A 19778-nucleotide genomic window follows, 5' to 3' on the forward strand; every position below is an offset into this window, starting at 1 on the left:
GTTATCATTTTATAAAGTATAATTACATTAAAGAAAGGGGGTATCGAAAACGCTTGAAAAAATCAACCTTTGAATATAAGATAGTCATAAGATTATACTATGAGTATAATTTTTAAAGACTTCTAAAATCAAAGAACAACAAGTTAAAGTAAGATTAATAGTAATAATTTTATTTTAATTTAAATGAATTAATAAGTATTGATTCTTTTCAAGGAGGCAAAAATGAAGTATTTTTATACTGAAAACCGTTCGACAAGAATTCTAAAATTAATTGAACGAAGACATTCCATTTCTGTTGACGCCATTGCTGAAAAATTTGAGGTCAGTTCTAAAACAGTTAAAAATGATGTAAAAGAGCTAAATGGTTTATTAAAAGGATCTGCACTAATTGATAATAAGCAAGGAATATATAAAATTTATATTATCGATAATAATAAATTTGAGGAAATCAAGACTAATATATATAACCAAAAGGAATTTCTTAATTCACCTCAAAGAAGAATGGCATTTATTTTGTATAAGCTTATGAATAGTGAAGAGCCATATTTAACTGATGACCTGGCGTGTGAGATGAATGTCGGAAGAACGACAGTAATAAGTGATTTAAAGAAAATGAGAGAGATACTTAATAACTACGATTTAAAGATTATAGGCAAAACAAATAATAGATTAGCCTTAAAAGGTACAGAATTAAATATAAGGTTTCTTGTACTCGAGAACCTTTATGAAATGATTTATGGAGAATATGAATTAGATGAAGATGTTATTGATTTAGTAAAAGAGATAACAGATCAATATCAGTTCGATACAACGACATTTGAATCTTTCATACATTCCCTAGTTGTAACTTTAGATCGCCTTTTAAATGGACATACAATCAATACATTAAGCGAGAAATATGGTGAATTATTAAGAAGTTGGGAATTTACATTAGTAAATACTATATCAGATGCAGTTGAAAAAAGGCTTACTATAAGTATTCCAATTAAAGAAAGAATTTTCTTAGCATTGCCGATTATAGGAATGAATACTCCGACTAACATAGAAGGGATTTCACCGCATGTTGAAATTACAGAAGAAGTATCAAATTTAGTAAATCATATATTAGAGCGCATTAAATATGACATGGGTTTAAATATTACGCTAGATGATATCTTGAAAGATTTTGTATACCATATGGCCTTCTTGGTAAATCGTTTAAAGTATGGGGTCCATATTCATAATCCTATAGTAGATGAGATTAGGAAAAAATATAAAGTAGCGTACAAAATGGCAGAGTTAGCGCGAGATGTTATTGAAAAAAGTCTTGATGTAAAAATGACGCAAGATGAAGTTGGATTTATAGCAGCATACTTTGGAGTTTTTATTTCAGAACAGCAAATAGAAAAAAGTAAAATATACAAAGTTGCAGTTATATGCGGAACCGGAAGAGTTACAGCTAGGTTGGTTGCTAGTCAATTAAAAGGCATCTTTGATGCAAACACAGTTATAGATTTGTATTCAGATAGCACAGTTACTAGCGAAATATTAGATAAGTATAATTTAGTTCTATCCACTGTCCAAGCTAACTTTAAGACAACAGCTACTGTAATATATTTAGAGAAAATATTTGATGAAGAAGCGCTGAAGAAAAGAATAAAAAGTATTAAGTATATAGATAAATTAGACATGCCATCCATGCAAGGAATGGATTCTATATTACTAAGTATTTTAGATGAAGATACCTTCTTTATCTTGGATAATCAATTGAGTTATTTAGAAAATGTTAATAATATGATTGATAATCTATACTCAAAAGGTTATGTAGATGATGGATTTAAGGAAAGAATAAGAAAAAGAGAAGAAAAGTCTACGATGATTTTTAATGAATCTATAGCATTTCCTCATACTATAAATTATGAAAATGATGAAATAGTAGTGAGTCTAGGAATAATTCCAGAAAAGGCTGGAGAAAACAATCAAAGAAAACTAGTATTTTTGGTAGGACTTCCAGAACAAACTAAGGATGATACACTCTTGGTTAAAATTTATGATGAAATTATAGCTATTGCCAATGATAAGAATACCATTGAGGCTCTTTCAAAGGTAAAAAGTTATAGAGAATTAATTTTACATTTTACAAAAGAAAACGATATATTTGATTTATAAGTGGGAGGTTTATGATGAATTTTTGGTTTTTGATTATATGCTTTGGAATTGCATTTATACTCCAATATATACTAACATTTGCTCAAATGAAAAGTTTCACAGCTTACTATAGTAAATTGCGAAGAAGAGGAAGAGTTGACATTGGTAAAGTAAAAGGTGGTTTTCGTGCTGGATGTATTGCAATGTTTGCTATCGATCAAAATGGAATTATACTTGAAGGCGGTTATATGCAAGGAATAACAGTACTTGCAAGGGTTAAGAAACTAAACGGATTTGAAGGAAAAGATGTTGGTAGATTAACTGAAGCAGATTGTAAGAACTTAGCTAAACCATTAACCAAAGCAGTACTAGAAGCCTCTTCTAATTATAACGTTATTATGGGCGGTGGCGAAGTTGTAGAGCCTCAAAGTCCATTACAAAGATTAGGTAATATTTTTACAGCTAAAAAATTAAAAGCTCACAATTAGAAAGGAGATATTAATATGGACGCAATTGTTTATTTTGCAAAAGGATTTATGTATTTATTTGAAGTTGGTGGAAATACATTTGTTAGTTGGGTAACAGGAATTATCCCAAAGGTATTATTACTTTTAGTTTTTATGAATTCAATAATTGCTTTTATTGGACAAGATAAAGTTGACAGGTTTGCAAAGTTTGCATCTAAAAATGTTATATTAGCTTATGGAGTTTTGCCATTCCTATCAGCATTTATGTTAGGTAATCCGATGGCATTATCAATGGGAAAATTTCTTCCTGAAAGAATGAAACCAAGCTATTATGCATCAGCATCGTATCATTGTCACACAAACAGCGGTATTTTTCCTCACATTAATGTAGGTGAAATATTCATTTACCTAGGCATTGCAAATGGTATTACAACTCTTGGCCTTGATCCAACAGCTTTAGGACTTCGTTATTTATTAGTAGGTTTAGTAATGAATTTCTTTGCAGGATGGGTAACTGATTTTACTACAAAGATTGTTATGAGACAACAAGGTATTGAATTAAGTAATCAACTTAAGGCAAATTAGTTTAGGAGGGTATTCATATGGAAAAATATAATGCAATTAAAATTGTAAAAGGTAGTGGAGGTTTTGGCGGTCCACTTACAGTAAAACCTGAAGAAGGAAAAGATACATTATTATATATTACAGGTGGTGGAGCTGAACCTGAAATTGTAGAAAAGATTGTTAGTTTAACAGGATGTAAAGCGGTAAATGGATTTAAAACATCTGTACCAGAGGAACAAATCTTCTTAGTTATTATTGATTGCGGTGGAACACTTCGCTGTGGAATATACCCACAAAAGAGAATTCCGACAATAAATGTTATGCCAGTAGGTAAAAGTGGGCCTTTAGCAAAATTCATTACAGAAGATATATATGTATCTGCAGTTGGTCTAAATCAAATTTCTTTAGCTGATTCAGGTGCAGAACCTATAAAGAGCACAAAAGCGCCTGAGGAAGTAAAAAGAGAATTTAAATATAGTGCGGATAAGAAAGTATCACAAAGTTTGGCTGAAAACAGTAAATCTAGCATTGTCCAAAAGATTGGTATGGGAGCAGGTAAAGTTGTAAATACACTATACCAAGCAGGTCGTGATGCAGTTCAATCAATGATTACAACAATATTACCATTCATGGCATTTGTTGCTATGCTAATAGGGATTATACAAGGTTCGGGATTTGGTAATTGGTTCGCTAAAATATTAGTACCATTAGCAGGAAACGGAATTGGACTTATGATTCTTGGATTCATATGCTCTATTCCTCTATTATCAGCATTACTTGGACCAGGTGCAGTTATAGCACAAATCGTAGGTACTTTAATTGGTGTTGAAATAGGTAAAGGGACTATTCCTCCAAGTTTAGCATTACCAGCATTATTCGCTATTAATACACAATGTGCATGTGACTTTATTCCAGTAGGTTTAGGTCTAGCTGAAGCAGAACCAGAAACAGTAGAGGTTGGTGTTCCATCTGTATTATATTCACGTTTCATGATTGGTGTACCTAGAGTAGCAGTTGCATGGGTTGCAAGCATAGGATTGTATCAATAAACTATAAAATTTATTTAATTGCGATTGAGTGGTTTTTATGAATCGCTCAATTGCACCAAGGAAAATATATTGTTGATTTAGATGCAAGGAGTGGAATAGAAGGAGGTTTATCCATAGTGAAACTAATTATTGATGATGTAAATATTGAAAAAATAAAAGATGTTTTCAGCATATTCCCGATTGATGGGGTAACTAGTAATCCGAGTATTTTGTATAAGTATGGAAAACAGCCGTATGAAATATTAATAAAAATACGTGAATTTATTGGAGAAAACTCGGAATTACATGTACAGGTGATTTCTGAAAGTTCAGAAGGTATGCTTAAAGAAGCACATAAAATTATTAAAGAACTAGGTAAAAATACTTATGTGAAGATACCTGTAACTAGAGATGGATTAAAGGCTATAAAAATTCTTAGAAAAGAAGAAATTAATGTTACTGCTACTGCTATATATACTCAAATGCAAGCATATCTAGCTGGAAAAGCAGGTGCTCAATATGCTGCTCCATATGTAAACCGAATTGATAATTTGGGAGCAAATGGTGTTCAAGTGGCAAAAGACATTCACGATATTTTTGAGAAAAATAATTTTAAAACAGAAGTATTAGCAGCTAGTTTTAAGAATTCACAACAAGTATTAGAATTATGCAAGTATGGAATTGGAGCGGCTACAATTTCACCTGATGTAATAGAAGGTTTAATTAAAAAAGATTGCGTGGATGTAGCTGTAGAGAACTTTAAGAAAGATTTTGAGATATTATGTGGTCAAGGTAATACCATGTTAAATTGCCGATAATCTAAGTAGCTTAGAATAAATAATAATTTTAGAAAGAAATATATTTGAAGGGATGAAAGCATCTATGAGTAGTAAGATAATCTATGAAAATAAAGTAAAAGCCTTAGGAGATTTAGCAGAAACATTCTTAGAAGAAGGAATGATAATATTTTTTGGAGATAATGCACCAGATACACTAGCAGATTACTGTTACTCTATTAATATAAAGGAAGTTAAAGAAACAATTAAACCTGGACAAGTATTTATGATTGATGGAATAGCTTTTGAAATAACAGCTGTTGGAGATGTGGCAGAAAAGAATCTAGTGAGTTTAGGACATATAACTGTTGCGTTTAATGGCTCTAAAGTACCTACTTTAGCAGGAACAATTTGTGTAGAGAAAAAAGAAATTCCTAAACTTAAAATAGGAAGTGAAATATCTATATTAGCATAATTATATCTAAAATTTATATGAAGTCGAAATGAATAATAAAATGGCATTAAATAATGAAGTTAAATAATCAGGAGGAATTTTTATGGAAAATACATGGCTTAATTTAGAAGGAAAAACAGCAATTGTAACAGGGGGAGCATCTGGTATTGGTAAGGCAGTTGCGCAAGAGTTTTTAAATAATGGTGCAAATGTAGTTGTTTGTGATATGAATCCAAACAAACCTGAATTTGATGATCATAATGGACATATGGAATATATAGTTACTAATGTTGCAGATAGAGATAGTGTAGAAAAAATGATTGAGAAGGCTAAAGAGATTACTGGGACTATTGATATAATTGTAAATAATGCAGGAATTAATATTCCTAGATTATTAGTCGATAAAAAAGAACCAAAAGGAAAATTTGAGCTAGATGAAAATGTTTGGGATAAAGTTATGAATGTAAATGTAAAAGGTGTATTTCTATGTGCTCAAGTAGCTGCTAGAGAGATGGCAAGTCAAGGAAAAGGAGTTATTATAAATATGTCTTCTGAAAGTGGATTGGAAGGATCGGAGGGGCAAAGTGTTTATGCAGCAAGTAAGAATGCAGTAAATTCTTTAACCCGCTCATGGGCAAAGGAACTAGGAAAATTAGGCATAAGAGTTGTCGGAGTTGCTCCAGGAATTCTAGAAGCTACAGGACTCAGAACTTTAGAATATGAGACAGCGCTAGCTTATACGAGAGGAATTACTGTAGAAGAGTTAAGAGCAGGATATAGTAAAACTTCAACAACTCCATTAGGAAGATCAGGAAAGCTTTCAGAAGTTGCAGACTTAGTTTGCTATTTAGCTAGTGATAGAGCAAGTTATATTCATGGAGTTACTTACAATATTGCTGGGGGAAAAACAAGAGGTTAAATAAAAAAAAGGTATTAGTAGAGAATAAGTTTAATTATTTGGCCAATTAGCACAGAATAATGTTAAAAAAATAACAAAGTTATCGAGATTTTAATAATTGAAAAATATATAATTCACATTTTATAAAGAGAAAACTTAGTTTTCTCTTTTAAAATTTTGAAATTAATTGATATTTAATAAACAATATTTTATGTCTAGTGTTAAAAATAAGTTAATATCAATAAGGGTAAGATGAATATTAATTCATACAATTAGAAAAAATAGAACCGAGTAAAGATTAAATAAGATTAATTTAAGGTTATTATTTGATATATTATTTGTAAAAAAGTTAAAAGCAAAGATGAGATATTGAGAATTTATGATATAATTGAATAATAAAATTATTTTTAGTTATATATGGAGGTAGGATAGAAGAATGAATAAAGGTATATCACTAGACTTATCAAAAGTTTCTCCTTATTTAGAAGAAGCAGAACTTGAAAATATGGAAAGCATGGTTAAAGCTGTTCATGAAGATCTACACAATAAAACAGGAGCAGGTAATGATTTTTTAGGTTGGGTAGACCTTCCTGTAAATTATGATAAAGAAGAATTTGCAAGAATTAAAAAGGCAGCAGAAAAGATTAAATCAGACTCTGATGTTTTAATAGTTATTGGAATAGGTGGATCATATCTTGGAGCTAGAGCGGCAATTGAAATGTTGACTAATAATTTCCATAATGTATTAGGAAGTGATAAGAGAAAAGTTCCACAAATATTTTTTGCAGGAAATAATATAAGTTCAACATATATGGCAGAACTTATACAAGTAATTGAAGGAAAAGATGTAAGTTTAAATGTAATTTCAAAATCAGGTACAACTACAGAACCAGCAATTGCATTTAGAATTTTAAAATCATATTTAGAAAAGAAATATGGAGTAGAAGAAGCAAGAAAGAGAATATATGCAACAACTGATAAAGCTAGAGGTGCTTTAAAGACATTAGCTGATTCAGAAGGATATGAAACTTTTGTAGTTCCAGATGATGTTGGAGGAAGATTTACAGTATTAACAGCAGTTGGATTATTACCAATAGCTGCAGCTGGAATCGATATTGATGAAATGATGAAAGGTGCTGCAGATGCAAGAACAGCTTATTCAGTACCATCAATTAAAGAAAATGACGCTTATAAATATGCAGCAGCTAGAAATGCTTTATATAATAAAGGAGCATCAATTGAAGTATTAGTAAATTACGAACCATCACTTCATTATTTCAACGAATGGTGGAAACAATTATACGGAGAATCAGAAGGTAAAGATCATAAAGGATTATTCCCAGCAGCAGTAGATTTTTCAACAGATCTTCACTCAATGGGTCAATATATCCAAGATGGAAGAAGAATAATGTTTGAAACAGTTGTAAATATTGAAAAACCAAAATATGAAATAAATATAGAAGAAGCTGATAATGACTTAGATGGATTAAATTTCTTAGCTGGAAAGACTATGGATTTCGTTAATAAGAAAGCATTTGAAGGAACACTATTAGCTCACAATGACGGTGGAGTTCCTAATATGGTATTAAGTGTACCAGAAATTTCAGCATATTATTTCGGATACATGGTTTATTTCTTTGAAAAGGCTTGTGGAATAAGTGGATATCTTTTAGCAATAAATCCATTTAATCAACCAGGTGTTGAAGCTTATAAAAAGAATATGTTTGCTTTACTAGGAAAGCCAGGATATGAAGATATGAAGGCTGAACTAGAAAAGAGACTTTAGTTTAATTATGAAGATTATTATTGATGGAGATGCCTGTCCAGGCATCTCCATTATTGAAAAAGTAGCAAAAGAACACAATATTTCAGTGATAATTTATTGTGATATTCATCATTTTATACAGAGCAATTATTCTGTAGTTAAAGTTGTTGACAGTGGATTTCAAAGTGTAGATATGTATGTAATGAATGAAACTAAAGAAGGTGACATAATTGTTTCTCAAGACTATGGTGTGGCTGCAATATGTCTATCTAAGAAAGCGAAAGTAATAAACCCTAAGGGATATATATATGATGAGAAAAATATAGATAGATTATTGGAAGAAAGACATATATCACAGAAAATAAGAAGAAGTGGAGGAAAGACCTCTAATCCCAAAAAAAGAACTGACGAAGATAATATTAGGCTGGAAAAAAACTTATTAAAACTTATAACTTGTTGACAATTTTAGAAGCTTAGATAAGAGCTTCTATTTTTATGTGATAAAAAATTGTAAACTTATATTTTGGATATGATTTTAATTATGACTGGAAGATTTTATTTAAAAAAAATCATCTTACTAATATATGAGTTTATATAGGCATTTATGATATAATCAAATAAAAAATAAACTGAAGTTATTTACAAAAAATGGTATAAATGTATAATATAATAATAAGGATCATTTTGAGAATTGGTATGAGAGGAGCATGAATTTATGGAGGAACTTCAGTTAAAGTATGTTGAGATAGCTTTTGATAAGCAAACACCACAAAAAGTTGGCACGGAGATAAATATATCTGGTAAAATAGATGGGGAAATAGAAAACTTAGAATATAAATTTATTGTTGGCAAAGGTGGGGTTTGGAATACTATACAAGAATTTTCAGAAAAAAATTATTGCATATGGAAGCCTAAAAGAGAAGGGGAGTATATGGTTATGGTACAAGCCAGAGAGAGGGATGGAAAAAAACCTTTAGACTATTTAGCCAAAGAGGACTATTCTATAGTGACAGAGGAAGTGAGTAATACTGTGGATAAAGAGACTAGTATTCAAGATGTTACTAATGATGAAGAAATTAGAAGTGCTTGCAATGATCAAGAAAGTAATTTGCTAGCGTCTGAAAAAGAAGATCCTATTTTATGCAATATTGAATTTAAAGAAGCAATGAATAATATAGAAGATAATGTGGTGTTTCTTGAAGTTAAAGAAATTTCTAGAGCAGAAAAAGAAGTATTAATATCAAATAGCTATGCTGATGAAGAAATATCATCTTCTAATGATATCAAGGAAGTTGAAGATACGGTAGATAATACTCAATATAATGAAGAAGTTCTAAATAAAATATTAATTGAAAACAATGCTCAAATAGAACCAAGTTTTATAAAAGATATCAGGATAGATAAAGAGGAAATAAAAGTTGGAGAAAAATGTTGTATTGAAATAAAGACAGATGATGAGAATTTATATTTATATAGATATTATATAAAAAAGAATAATGAATGGGATATAATTAAGGATTATGATAAAAGTAATATTTTAAAATATACAGCAAATGAGTCGGGGAATAAAGAATTTTTAATTCAGTGCAAAAGAATGGATTCCACTGAAACTTTTGAAGACCATAGAATTATCACACTAAAAGTGAGAGAAATTGATAAAGTAGAAATAACCAATTTTAAATGTTTAAATAACTCATTAATAGCGGGAGAAAAGCTTGGTTTTGTAGTAGAAACAAATATTGAAAAATTTGCTAGTAATGAAGATATTGTATTACTATATAAATTTTATAAAATATATAAAGATGGGAAATCAATTTGTATACAAGACTATTCAACTAAAAATAATGTGTATTATAAGGAAACAGAGGCAGGCAGTTATAGAATCTTATGTCTTGTAAAAAGCATATTTTCAAATAAAGAATATGATGATAGAGCTATTTTGGTATACAGTGTTAAACCATATAAAACGATTAAGATTAATAATTTTGTAGCTGATTCGAATTCTCCTAATATAAGTGGAAGTAGTATTAAGTTTACTTCAGAAATAGAAGGTGGAAACAAAGTTATATATAGATATCAGGTTAATGGACCCATTAAAGAGGATACGGGCTTTATAGAAAAGAGCGAATTTGTATGGAAGCCATCTGAAGCAGGAGAGTATGACATTATACTTTACGTTAAGGATATTAATTATAAAGGTGACTATGAGGATTTAAAAAGAATTACATTTAATATTGAGAAAAAGAGTGAAAAGCCAGTAAAGATTTTAGATATTGTAGTTGATAAAGAAAAGAAGATTATTGTTGGGGAGCCAGTTGGTATAACGGTAAATGCTGAAGGTGGAGTAAAGCTCCAATATGCATTCACAATTAGAAAAGATGGAAGAAGGTTAGAGGGAGTAGATTATAATAAATCTAACTGGATCAATTTTATTCCTAATCAGGCAGGAGAGTATGAAGTAGAAATAAGACTTAAGGATAAGTACTCAGATAAATCTTATGATGCCCAAACAGTTATATATTTGAAGGCTCTAGAATATCTACCTGGTGAAATAGATTATATAATATTGCCTTATAAGGAAATACATTTGATTGGGGAAGCTGTGGAATTTGAATGCATTGTTCAAAATACACAGAATACTTTATTGAAATATGAAACTAAAATTAATGGACATTCTATTGAGAAAACAGAGTTCTCAAAAAATAAAAAGTTGAGATTTATACCTAAAACTGCTGGTAAATACACTATAGAAGTTTATGCTAAGAATGTTAAATGTACTAGTGAGTATGATTCTAAGAAGCAGATAAACTTGTATGTAAGTGAGGCGTCCCCTGTAATAGAAACTAATATAATAGCAAATACACTAGAGGGTCATGTAAATGAGGAACTTACATTTGAGGCTATAAGCAGAGGCGGGAAAAATGTTTGCTATGAATTTTATTTAATGGAGAACAATGAGTGGAGAAAGGTGCAAGCATATAGTAGAAAGCATTATTATAGTTTTATGCCGTTTACTCAAGGAAAATATAAGATTTTAGCTTTAGCCAAAAGTTATTATAAAAAAGTTAGTTATGAGGATTATGCTGAAGTAACATTTTATGTTAAAGGTTTAAAAGGATAACTCGAAAATAAACATAGGATAAATTTTGGAGAAAGGTTGTTTAAGTATGGCGATAGATGGTTTAGATAAAATATCAAATGAACAATTATTAGCAATGAATATGCTAAGTAATGGACAAGTAACAAATGATTCCGATTCTAGCAATAGCACGAGTGGTGAAAAAGATTTAGCATTTCAATTAGTTATGAAAAATCTTTTGGAATCATCAAAAAAATCTAAAGAAAATGGTAATGCTGAATCAAATGAGAATACAAAGGAAGCAAAAAGTGAAACAACCAACACTGAGAAATTAAATTCAAAAGATAATATAAATTTAAATAATGCAGCTAGAGTAGGGCAGACATATGTGACAGGACAAAACTTAGAAGAAATACCAATGATTTTAACTAATAATTATATTGGTTTTACAAGAAATTCTCAATCTGCATTGTCTAATAAAAGTGGAGCTGATATTAAGAAAATATATTCGGCTGTAGATGATGCAGCTAAAAAATATGGGGTAGATCCTAATCTAATATTAGCTGTAATTAAGCAGGAGTCTGATTTTGATCCTAATTCAACATCTGGTGTCGGAGCTGCTGGATTAATGCAGATAATGCCAGAAAATTTTTCACATTTAGGTATAACTGATGGATATGATGTTGATCAAAATATTAACGGTGGAACTAAGTTGCTTAAAGAATATTTAGATAAATATAATGGAAGTTCAGAGATGGCTCTTATGGCATACAATGGAGGACCTGGAACTATGCAAAGAAGAGGTGTATCATCCGCTTCTGACCTATATAAAATGCCACAAGAAACTCAGAACTATGTTCCGAAGGTAATGGGGTACTATAGAAATGGAATCTAGGATGTTTTACATTCTAGATTTTTTAAGGAATAAAATAATTATAATCATATAAAAACTGCATCAAAAAAACCATCAGTAACAGTTAGATGATTTTTTTCATGCAGTTTCTTTGCTGTTTGTTAATATTGTTAACAATATGTACATTTTTAAATTAAATTTATTTTGTTATCGTATTCAAATATTAGGTAAATGTTTTCAAAAGACCACAATAAAAAACGCAACCCTTGGGGCTAGGTTGCGCTTTAGCAATAAGCAATAAGCAATAAATAAAAAGGGGGCTATATATTCCTTTTATTTATCCTTGCAAGAATATTATAGGGTATTATTATTAATAATGCAAGTGATTTAATAAAAAATGTGAATATTTTTGAAAGAAATGAATTATTTTATTGCAAAATTATTTAATATTCGTTAATAGCTCTTTAAAAGGCTTAATTCTTCATCTGTTAATTCTCTATATTCGCCTTCTTCTAAATCTGGATCTAATAATAACCCACCGAACTCTTCTCGTTTAAGATAAGTTACCTTTTTTCCAACAGCTTCAAACATTCTTTTTACTTGGTGGAATTTACCTTCTTGAATTGTAAGCCTTATTTCAGATCCATCGTTACTGCTCGATAATATCTCAAGATTAGCTTCTAAACATTTATACCCATCATCTAAAGTAATTCCATCCTTAAATGCTTTTATATCTTTTTCATCAACGCTTTTATCTATTTTAGCATAATATACTTTATCAACATGCCATTTAGGTGAAATCAATCTATGGTTTAATTCACCATCATTAGTTAATAACAATAATCCAACAGTATCTTTATCCAATCTACCAATAGGGAATGGGTTGAAAACCTGATGTTCTAGGTTTAATAAATCAATAACGGTTTCATCTCTATTATCATGGGTAGCTGATATAACTCCATCTGGTTTATTCATCATTAGATATATGTATTTACGATATAGTACCTCTTCACCATTAATTTTTATAACAGATTTTTCAGGGTCAACAAGCATGGCGCTATCTTTTACAACTAAGCCATCAACTTCTATAATTCCTTTTTTTGCAAAAGATTTAACATCTTTTCTGCTTCCGTATCCTAAATTAGAAATTATTTTATCTAATCTTTCCAAATTATTCACTCCAATCGTTTGTTTGCTTTAATTTATATATTGATTTATTGTACCATAATAATAAATATCTTAACACATGGATATATAACTTATAATTTATCTACTTCATTTTTATTTTTAATAAAACTAGTAGGATTTATACAAATTATAATATTTATAAAAGAAAACCATGCATATGAAATAACTTCATCTATGCATGGTTTTCTATCAATAGATTTATATCCACTGTACAACAGAATTTAATGGTTGTCTTGTTTTTTCGTGTGGTTCTTTAGCGCGGTATCCAAAGCTAGCCATAACTGAAACACCAAAGTGTTCAGTATCTAAAATACCTTCATTTTTAAGAATTTCTTCTACTTTTTCAATATTAAATCCTTCAATTGGGCATGAATCAATTTGTAAGAAAGCTGCAGCAGTTAGCATGTTTGCTAGAGCAATGTAAGTTTGTTTACTTGCCCAGTCAAAAATTGCACGATCACTTTCAAGTAAATTAAAATCATTCTTCTGAAAGCTTTCGAAAGCTGATTTTCTTTGATTGGCTACATCTTCAGGAAGATTTTGAACTTCAGACATAATTTTAGTGATATATTCAGAATTATAAATTGTATCAACTTTTTTACGAGCAAGAAGAATTACAAAGTGACTAGCTCCATTAAAACTATTCTGAGCCCCCCAAGATACGGGAAATAATTTTTCTTTAAGAGATTTATTTTGAACTACAAGGAACTTCCAAGGTTCAAAACCGAATGAACTTGGAGAAAGGCGCCCAGCCTCTAATATAGTATTAAAATCTTCTTCAGATACTGTTTTTGTAGGGTCAAATTGCTTACAAGCATGACGAAATTGAAATGCATCTATAATTTCTTTGTTTTTGGTATTCATTTAAAAATCACCTCTTATCTAAGTATAAATTAAGTCTAACACAATTGGATACTGCATTGAAGTACGCACAAATTTGATATATAATATAAATGAACTTACCTAAGTATCTATTTTATACTAAAGGAGCGAAAAATATGCATGAACCAGCTATATATCCAGATTGTCCTAACCACCCATGTCCAGTAGAGACAACACTAAATATAATTAGTGGTAAGTGGAAGGGAATTATTCTATATCGTTTATTAGGTGGCAAGAAACGATTTAATGAATTAAAGAAATTGATTCCGAATGTTACACACAGAACATTAACACTTCAATTGCGTGAGCTTGAAAGAGATAAAATTTTAAAACGTACAGTTTATGCGGAAGTTCCTCCAAGAGTTGAATATGAGTTGACGGTTCTTGGCCAGTCTATGTCACCGATAATTAAATCTATGTATGATTGGGGGCTGAATTATCAATCAGAATTAAAGTCTTAAAAAAGAAATTAAATATTTAATTAGCGTTTTAAGGAGAATAAAAATTTAAAACTATATTAAAATAATAAAATAAAAAAAGCATTGACAAAAAAATATTAAAATTCTATAATTAATTCGTACCCGAACGAACGAGGTGGTAAAAATGAAAAACAAATGTATCGTTGGAAGAATGAGTATAATTGTTGAAGCGTCCAACAAATTTTTGACAAAAAAAATAAAGGATGAGCGACTACCTATATTGCAAAATCACGCAGCACTATTTGATATCTTGCCTGAAGATGGTTCGAAGTTACTTTTTAATGAAATAGCAAGCACATGGAAAATATCAAAATCATCTTTGTCTGACATAATAAATAAGTATGAGAGTCAGGGGTTGATAAATAAGTGCATGTGTAGCGAAGATAAGAGAAGTGTATATATAAGTTTAACTCCTGAAGCTGTAGTTATAAAGCAAAGACTTCAAGTTATGGAGAGAGAATTTCTAGATATAATATTAAAAGATTTTGGCGAAGATGAAAAAAAGGTCTTTGAAGATAATATAGATAAAGCTCTTAAAAATATAATAAAAATGCTCTAAAGGCATTTTTTTTAAATAGATAATTCGTACGCGTACGAAGAATATAAAAGAAGGAGTATAGATTATGAAAGAATTAATAATGAAATCACTAGATAAAATTAGACCAATGCTGCAAAGAGATGGAGGAGACGTTGAATTAGTGGATGTGAGCAACGATGGAGTTGTAAGTGTAAAAATGCAAGGTGCTTGTGGAAATTGTCCAGGAGCAATGATGACAATAAAAATGATTATTGAGCAGAGATTAAAGGAAGAGGTTCCTGGGGTTACAGAAGTCATAGGAGTGTAAAACTAAAGTATTCAATAAGTTAATGTAAATAAAATGTTTTTAAAGTTAGCATATACTTCGTACGCGAACGAAGTATATGCTGAAAAGATTCGTTTCGGGTACTAAATCAAATATAAAAAACATATAGAAATTATAATTAAGATATTAAGATAGATAATCAAATATTAGGGAGGGGTAATATGTTTAATTCTATAAGAAAAAAGTTAATCTTTAATTTTGTTTTAATAGCAGCAATAATAACTTTGATTTGTATAACTTTCTTTTCATACCAGATGGTAAATGGAATACAAAACCAAATGAAAGCAGATGGAATTATTTTAGTTAATAATATAAAAGCAAATATAGAAAGTGTAGGAGTTACAAATACAGATAAAATACAGGGAATAATAGATCAAACATATAAATATTCAGAGGGAGAATTATGCTATATAGGTATAATATCAAGTGATAAAACTCTTGTTGCAGGAACATCGAAGGAATCAATTGGAGAGAAGATTGAATCAACAGGATTAGATGCAGTATTTAAAGGTAATACAGGAGCATATATGGACGAATGGAAGGGAACTCCGGCATATAATGTAACAGTTCCTGTCAAAGACGGAGATGATATAGGATACGCTCTTTCAATTGGAATTTCTGTTGATAACATGCAAAAGTCTATTAGAAGCACTATTATAAAAAGCATAATTTATGCTATAGTAGTATTGATATTAGCAGCTGTTGCAGGAGTATATATAGGAAGGCGAATTGCGAAACCTATAGAAATTATTAAAGATGTTATTGAAAAAGCAGGGAATGGAGATTTTACAGCAGAATATAAAATTACAGGTAAAGACGAAATAGGAAAATTAGCAGCTGCAAGTAGTAAAACTAGAAAGAGCATGAGGGAGCTTGTTAGAAAAACAAAAGTAATATCAGAAAGTTTGGCTAAACTATCGAAGGATGTTGAAATTGGCGGTAGCACTGTAGCATCATCTAGTGAAGAAATCGCAACTTCAGTGACTAATGTATCTCAAGAAGGTATAAAACAAGCGGAAGCGTTAGAAGAGGCTGTTAGCTTATTAGAAAGTTTTTCGGTAGATTTAGATAATGTGGATAATAAATTGAAATTATTAGCTGATGGTGGAAAAGTTATAAAAGAGGATACAAATAAAGGAGTAGAAACTATAAATAAGTTAGCGAACACTATCGATGATATGTTAAACTCATTTTCAGTATCAAGAGCAAAGGTTGAAAATTTAGATAACACTATATCGCAGATTAATTCCATAGTTGATGTTATAAATGGAGTTGCAAAACAAACTAATCTTTTAGCATTAAATGCATCCATTGAGGCAGCAAGAGCAGGGGAGGCTGGAAAAGGATTTTCAGTAGTGGCAGAAGAAATACGAAAGCTTGCAGAAGAAGTATTAAATTCATCAAAAAGCATAACTCAATTAATAGATACAGTTATGAAAGAGACTCATGATGTTTCTAATACTACAGAGGCTGTAACTAAAATAGTAAAAGAAAGTAAAAATGATATTAATACCGTAACAAACTCATTTGAAGGAGTCATTAGCAAGGTTAATAATATTCCTAGTGATATTAATATGGTTCATGTGGTACTTCAAGAAACCATGAAAGGAAGAAATAAGATCTTAAATACAGTTGAAAATATAGCTTCAAAATCGCAAGAAATATCAGCCCTTTCAGAAGAGGTTACAGCAGCTACAGAAGAGCAAGCAGCTATAACAAATGAATTTTCTATGACAGCAAAAAAGCTAGTTAATATTTCATCGGTATTAGAAAAAGACATCTTAAACTTTAGAATATAGTTCCTTATATTGTTGAATTATAAAAGTTAGAGTGATTAATATATGATGAGTAAAATTATTAAATTACTAAGTAATGCGTGAGTAACACTTGATTAAAATATCAAGTGTTTTTTATTCCTAAAAATTTATAATTTTGCTAAGTAGATATAGACTAACCTAGAGTATAAGTTTGAATATATGCAATTAAAATAATATTTTAGTTAGGTTAATGATTTAAACATAAGCACATATGGTATAATATTTAAGGATTGGGAAAGGAGGAATAAGTAAATGGATTTAAAATCATTACTTAATAAAGAACAATATGAAGGGGCAACTACAATTGATGGGCAGGTGCTTATTTTAGCTGGAGCTGGTTCAGGTAAAACAAGAGTTTTGACACATAGAATGGCACATATGATTGAAGATTTAGATATTGCACCTTACAGTATATTAGCTATTACTTTTACAAATAAGGCAGCAAAGGAAATGAAGGATAGAGTTAAGGCACTTATTGGTGAAAGAGCAGAAAATATGTGGATATCCACTTTCCATTCAACTTGTGTTAGGATACTAAGAAGAGAGATAGATAAGATAGGCTACAAGAGCAGTTTTACTATATACGATAGCTCAGATCAAAAGACATTAGTTAAAGAGTGCATGAAAACACTTAATATTAATGATAAAGATATAACAGAACAAGAGATAATGGGAAAGATAGGAAAAGCTAAAGATAGAATGCAAAGTGTTAGAAGCTTTATGTTAGAAAATGAAGCTAACTTTAGGGAAAAGAAAATTGCAGATGTTTATGAAATGTACCAAAAGAGATTAAAAGAAAACAACGCGTTGGATTTTGATGATTTAATTTTCAAAACAGTTGAGCTTTTCAAAAATAATCCTGAAGTATTGGAGTTTTATCAAAATAAATTTAAATATATCATGGTTGATGAGTATCAGGATACTAATGGTGCTCAATATGAGTTGGTTAAATTACTTGCTTCAAAATATAAGAACATATGTGTTGTTGGAGATGACGATCAGTGTATTTACCAGTGGAGAGGCGCGGATATTCAAAACATATTAGATTTTGAGAAAGATTATCCAGGATCTAAAGTAATTAAGCTAGAACAAAATTATAGATCAAAAGGAAACATACTAAGTGCAGCTAATGTAGTAATTGTTAATAATGCAAATAGAAAAAGTAAAGTATTAAGGACAGAACAAGAGCCAGGAAATAAAATTAAAATATATAGGGCCTATGCTGATAGTGATGAGGGAGATTTTGTTGGTAAACAAATCTTAGATATAAAGAATAAAGAAGATAAAAATTATAATGACTTTGCTATACTATACAGAACAAATGCTCAGTCGAGAATTTTTGAAGAAAGCTTTAGAAGGAAAGGAATCCCTTACAAAATAGTAGGAGGCACAAGATTCTATGACAGAAAAGAGATAAAAGATGTATTAGCATATTTAAAAGTTATTGTTAATCCTCAAGATGATATTAGTATTAGAAGAATAATAAATGTACCTAAGAGGAGCATTGGTGATGCAACTGTTGCAAAGGTTCAAGAATTTGCAAGCAGCTTTGAGTTTGATTTATGGGATGCATTAGCTGAAGTAAGGAGCATTCCAACATTAACGTCAAGAAATGTTTCAACAATTGAACCTTTTGTTGCGCTAATGGAAAATTTCATGGAACTCAGTGAGACAGTACCTGTTTCAGTGCTTATTGAATCAATATTAAAAGATACTGGATATCTAAAACAATTACAAGAATCAAATGAAATTGAAGACAAGAGTAGAATTGAAAATTTAAAGGAACTTGTTTCAGATGCAGCTGATTTTGAAAAGAACAATGAAGACAAATCGTTATCTGCATATTTAGAAAGAGTTTCTCTAGTTCAGGATACGGATAAGATTGAAGAGGAAGATGATGCGGTAGTATTAATGACAATCCATAGTGCAAAGGGGTTGGAGTTCCCTGTTGTATTTATGGTTGGTATGGAAAATGGTATTTTTCCAGGGAATGCGTCATTTGAAAAAGAATCAGAGATGGAAGAGTCAAGAAGATTGTGTTATGTTGGTATAACTAGAGCAAAACAAACATTGTTTATGACTTCTGCAGAAGTTAGGCGAGTATTTGGTAAAACTGTAGCATATCCTCAATCTGACTTTATTAATGAAATAAAGCCAGACTTAAAAGAATATGTTGGAGTTAAAAAGGAAAGTGCTAAGAGCAGGGAGAAGCTTATGCAAAGTAATTCCTACACTAACCCACACAGTTTAAGAAATAGTGTTACAGGTAATAGAGCATATACTCTTAACAATGGTGGTATTAATAATGTAATTGATAGAAGTACTATGAATGAAATGGCTAAAGAATATATATCTGTTAGTGAAGCGACTCTTGGAAGAAAAGTAATTCACGAAAAATTTGGAAAAGGAACAATTGTTGCAGTTCAGGATTCAGGTAACGATAAGAAATTAACAGTTGCGTTCGATAAACAAGGTGTTAAGTCATTATTATTATCTTTTGCAAAACTTAAAATGATTTAGTGGAAATTTGGAGGCTAA

18 protein-coding genes are annotated in these 19778 nt (G+C 30.2%); 16 read left to right on the forward strand and 2 right to left on the reverse strand.

The annotated features are described in order from the left end of the window. The first annotated feature begins 222 nt into the window (after window positions 1-222). From ACJDTP_RS22010 to ACJDTP_RS22060, 11 genes are all read left to right on the forward strand, one after another. Window positions 223-2148, forward strand: coding sequence for a BglG family transcription antiterminator (locus tag ACJDTP_RS22010; protein ID WP_406762484.1), 1926 nt, complete (start codon window positions 223-225; stop codon window positions 2146-2148). A gap of 14 nt (window positions 2149-2162) precedes the next feature. Continuing rightward, on the forward strand, window positions 2163-2615 hold the full coding sequence (locus ACJDTP_RS22015) for a transcriptional regulator GutM (RefSeq protein ID WP_406762485.1): 453 nt from the start codon (window positions 2163-2165) through the stop codon (window positions 2613-2615). A 15-nt stretch (window positions 2616-2630) separates the two neighbouring features. Continuing rightward, window positions 2631-3179: a PTS glucitol/sorbitol transporter subunit IIC gene (srlA, locus tag ACJDTP_RS22020; protein WP_041893686.1), complete on the forward strand. Its 549-nt coding sequence runs from the start codon at window positions 2631-2633 to the stop codon at window positions 3177-3179. A 17-nt stretch (window positions 3180-3196) separates the two neighbouring features. Then, window positions 3197-4207, forward strand: coding sequence for a PTS glucitol/sorbitol transporter subunit IIB (gene srlE, locus ACJDTP_RS22025; RefSeq protein ID WP_171773265.1), 1011 nt, complete (start codon window positions 3197-3199; stop codon window positions 4205-4207). Window positions 4208-4323: 116 nt separating this feature from the next. Next, window positions 4324-5004: a fructose-6-phosphate aldolase gene (locus tag ACJDTP_RS22030; protein ID WP_406762486.1), complete on the forward strand. Its 681-nt coding sequence runs from the start codon at window positions 4324-4326 to the stop codon at window positions 5002-5004. Between the two features lie 64 nt (window positions 5005-5068). Further along, window positions 5069-5437, forward strand: a complete 369-nt coding sequence (locus ACJDTP_RS22035) for a glucitol/sorbitol-specific PTS transporter subunit IIA (protein WP_171773267.1) — start codon at window positions 5069-5071, stop codon at window positions 5435-5437. Window positions 5438-5519: 82 nt separating this feature from the next. Beyond that, entirely contained in the window at window positions 5520-6335 is an 816-nt protein-coding gene (locus ACJDTP_RS22040) for an SDR family oxidoreductase (protein WP_077839130.1), read from the forward strand. A 415-nt stretch (window positions 6336-6750) separates the two neighbouring features. Beyond that, window positions 6751-8100: a glucose-6-phosphate isomerase gene (locus ACJDTP_RS22045; RefSeq protein WP_406762487.1), complete on the forward strand. Its 1350-nt coding sequence runs from the start codon at window positions 6751-6753 to the stop codon at window positions 8098-8100. Window positions 8101-8107: 7 nt separating this feature from the next. Beyond that, entirely contained in the window at window positions 8108-8539 is a 432-nt protein-coding gene (locus ACJDTP_RS22050; RefSeq protein WP_078116957.1) for a YaiI/YqxD family protein, read from the forward strand. A gap of 255 nt (window positions 8540-8794) precedes the next feature. Next, window positions 8795-11200, forward strand: coding sequence for a triple tyrosine motif-containing protein (locus tag ACJDTP_RS22055; protein ID WP_406762488.1), 2406 nt, complete (start codon window positions 8795-8797; stop codon window positions 11198-11200). A gap of 46 nt (window positions 11201-11246) precedes the next feature. Then, window positions 11247-12053 (forward strand): lytic transglycosylase domain-containing protein, encoded by an 807-nt coding sequence (locus tag ACJDTP_RS22060; RefSeq protein ID WP_168982903.1) that lies wholly within the window; start codon window positions 11247-11249, stop codon window positions 12051-12053. Window positions 12054-12464: 411 nt separating this feature from the next. Here the strand turns inward: ACJDTP_RS22060 and ACJDTP_RS22065 are convergent, their stop codons facing one another. Continuing rightward, entirely contained in the window at window positions 12465-13181 is a 717-nt protein-coding gene (locus tag ACJDTP_RS22065) for a pseudouridine synthase (RefSeq protein WP_078116960.1), read from the reverse strand. 216 nt (window positions 13182-13397) lie between these two features. Continuing rightward, the gene (locus ACJDTP_RS22070) at window positions 13398-14063 is read right to left on the reverse strand and encodes an NAD(P)H-dependent oxidoreductase (RefSeq protein ID WP_078116961.1); all 666 of its coding nucleotides are present in this window, start codon (window positions 14061-14063) and stop codon (window positions 13398-13400) included. A 134-nt stretch (window positions 14064-14197) separates the two neighbouring features. Between ACJDTP_RS22070 and ACJDTP_RS22075 the strand changes: the two genes are divergently transcribed. The 5 genes from ACJDTP_RS22075 (at window position 14198) to pcrA (ending at window position 19760) form a co-directional block, all read left to right on the forward strand. Then, a complete protein-coding gene (locus ACJDTP_RS22075; protein ID WP_077845159.1) occupies window positions 14198-14542 on the forward strand; it encodes a winged helix-turn-helix transcriptional regulator in 345 nt (114 codons plus the stop codon). Window positions 14543-14684: 142 nt separating this feature from the next. Next, complete coding sequence (locus tag ACJDTP_RS22080; protein ID WP_065418252.1) at window positions 14685-15119, forward strand: helix-turn-helix domain-containing protein; 435 nt, start codon at window positions 14685-14687, stop codon at window positions 15117-15119. Between the two features lie 64 nt (window positions 15120-15183). Further along, window positions 15184-15405 (forward strand): NifU family protein, encoded by a 222-nt coding sequence (locus ACJDTP_RS22085; RefSeq protein ID WP_078116962.1) that lies wholly within the window; start codon window positions 15184-15186, stop codon window positions 15403-15405. A gap of 179 nt (window positions 15406-15584) precedes the next feature. Further along, window positions 15585-17222, forward strand: coding sequence for a methyl-accepting chemotaxis protein (locus tag ACJDTP_RS22090; protein ID WP_078116963.1), 1638 nt, complete (start codon window positions 15585-15587; stop codon window positions 17220-17222). 270 nt (window positions 17223-17492) lie between these two features. Then, on the forward strand, window positions 17493-19760 hold the full coding sequence (gene pcrA, locus ACJDTP_RS22095) for a DNA helicase PcrA (protein WP_171779844.1): 2268 nt from the start codon (window positions 17493-17495) through the stop codon (window positions 19758-19760). Window positions 19761-19778 lie beyond the last annotated feature (18 nt).

This window comes from Candidatus Clostridium helianthi, from assembly GCF_045310795.1.
Taxonomy (GTDB): Bacteria; Bacillota; Clostridia; order Clostridiales; family Clostridiaceae; genus Clostridium; species Clostridium helianthi.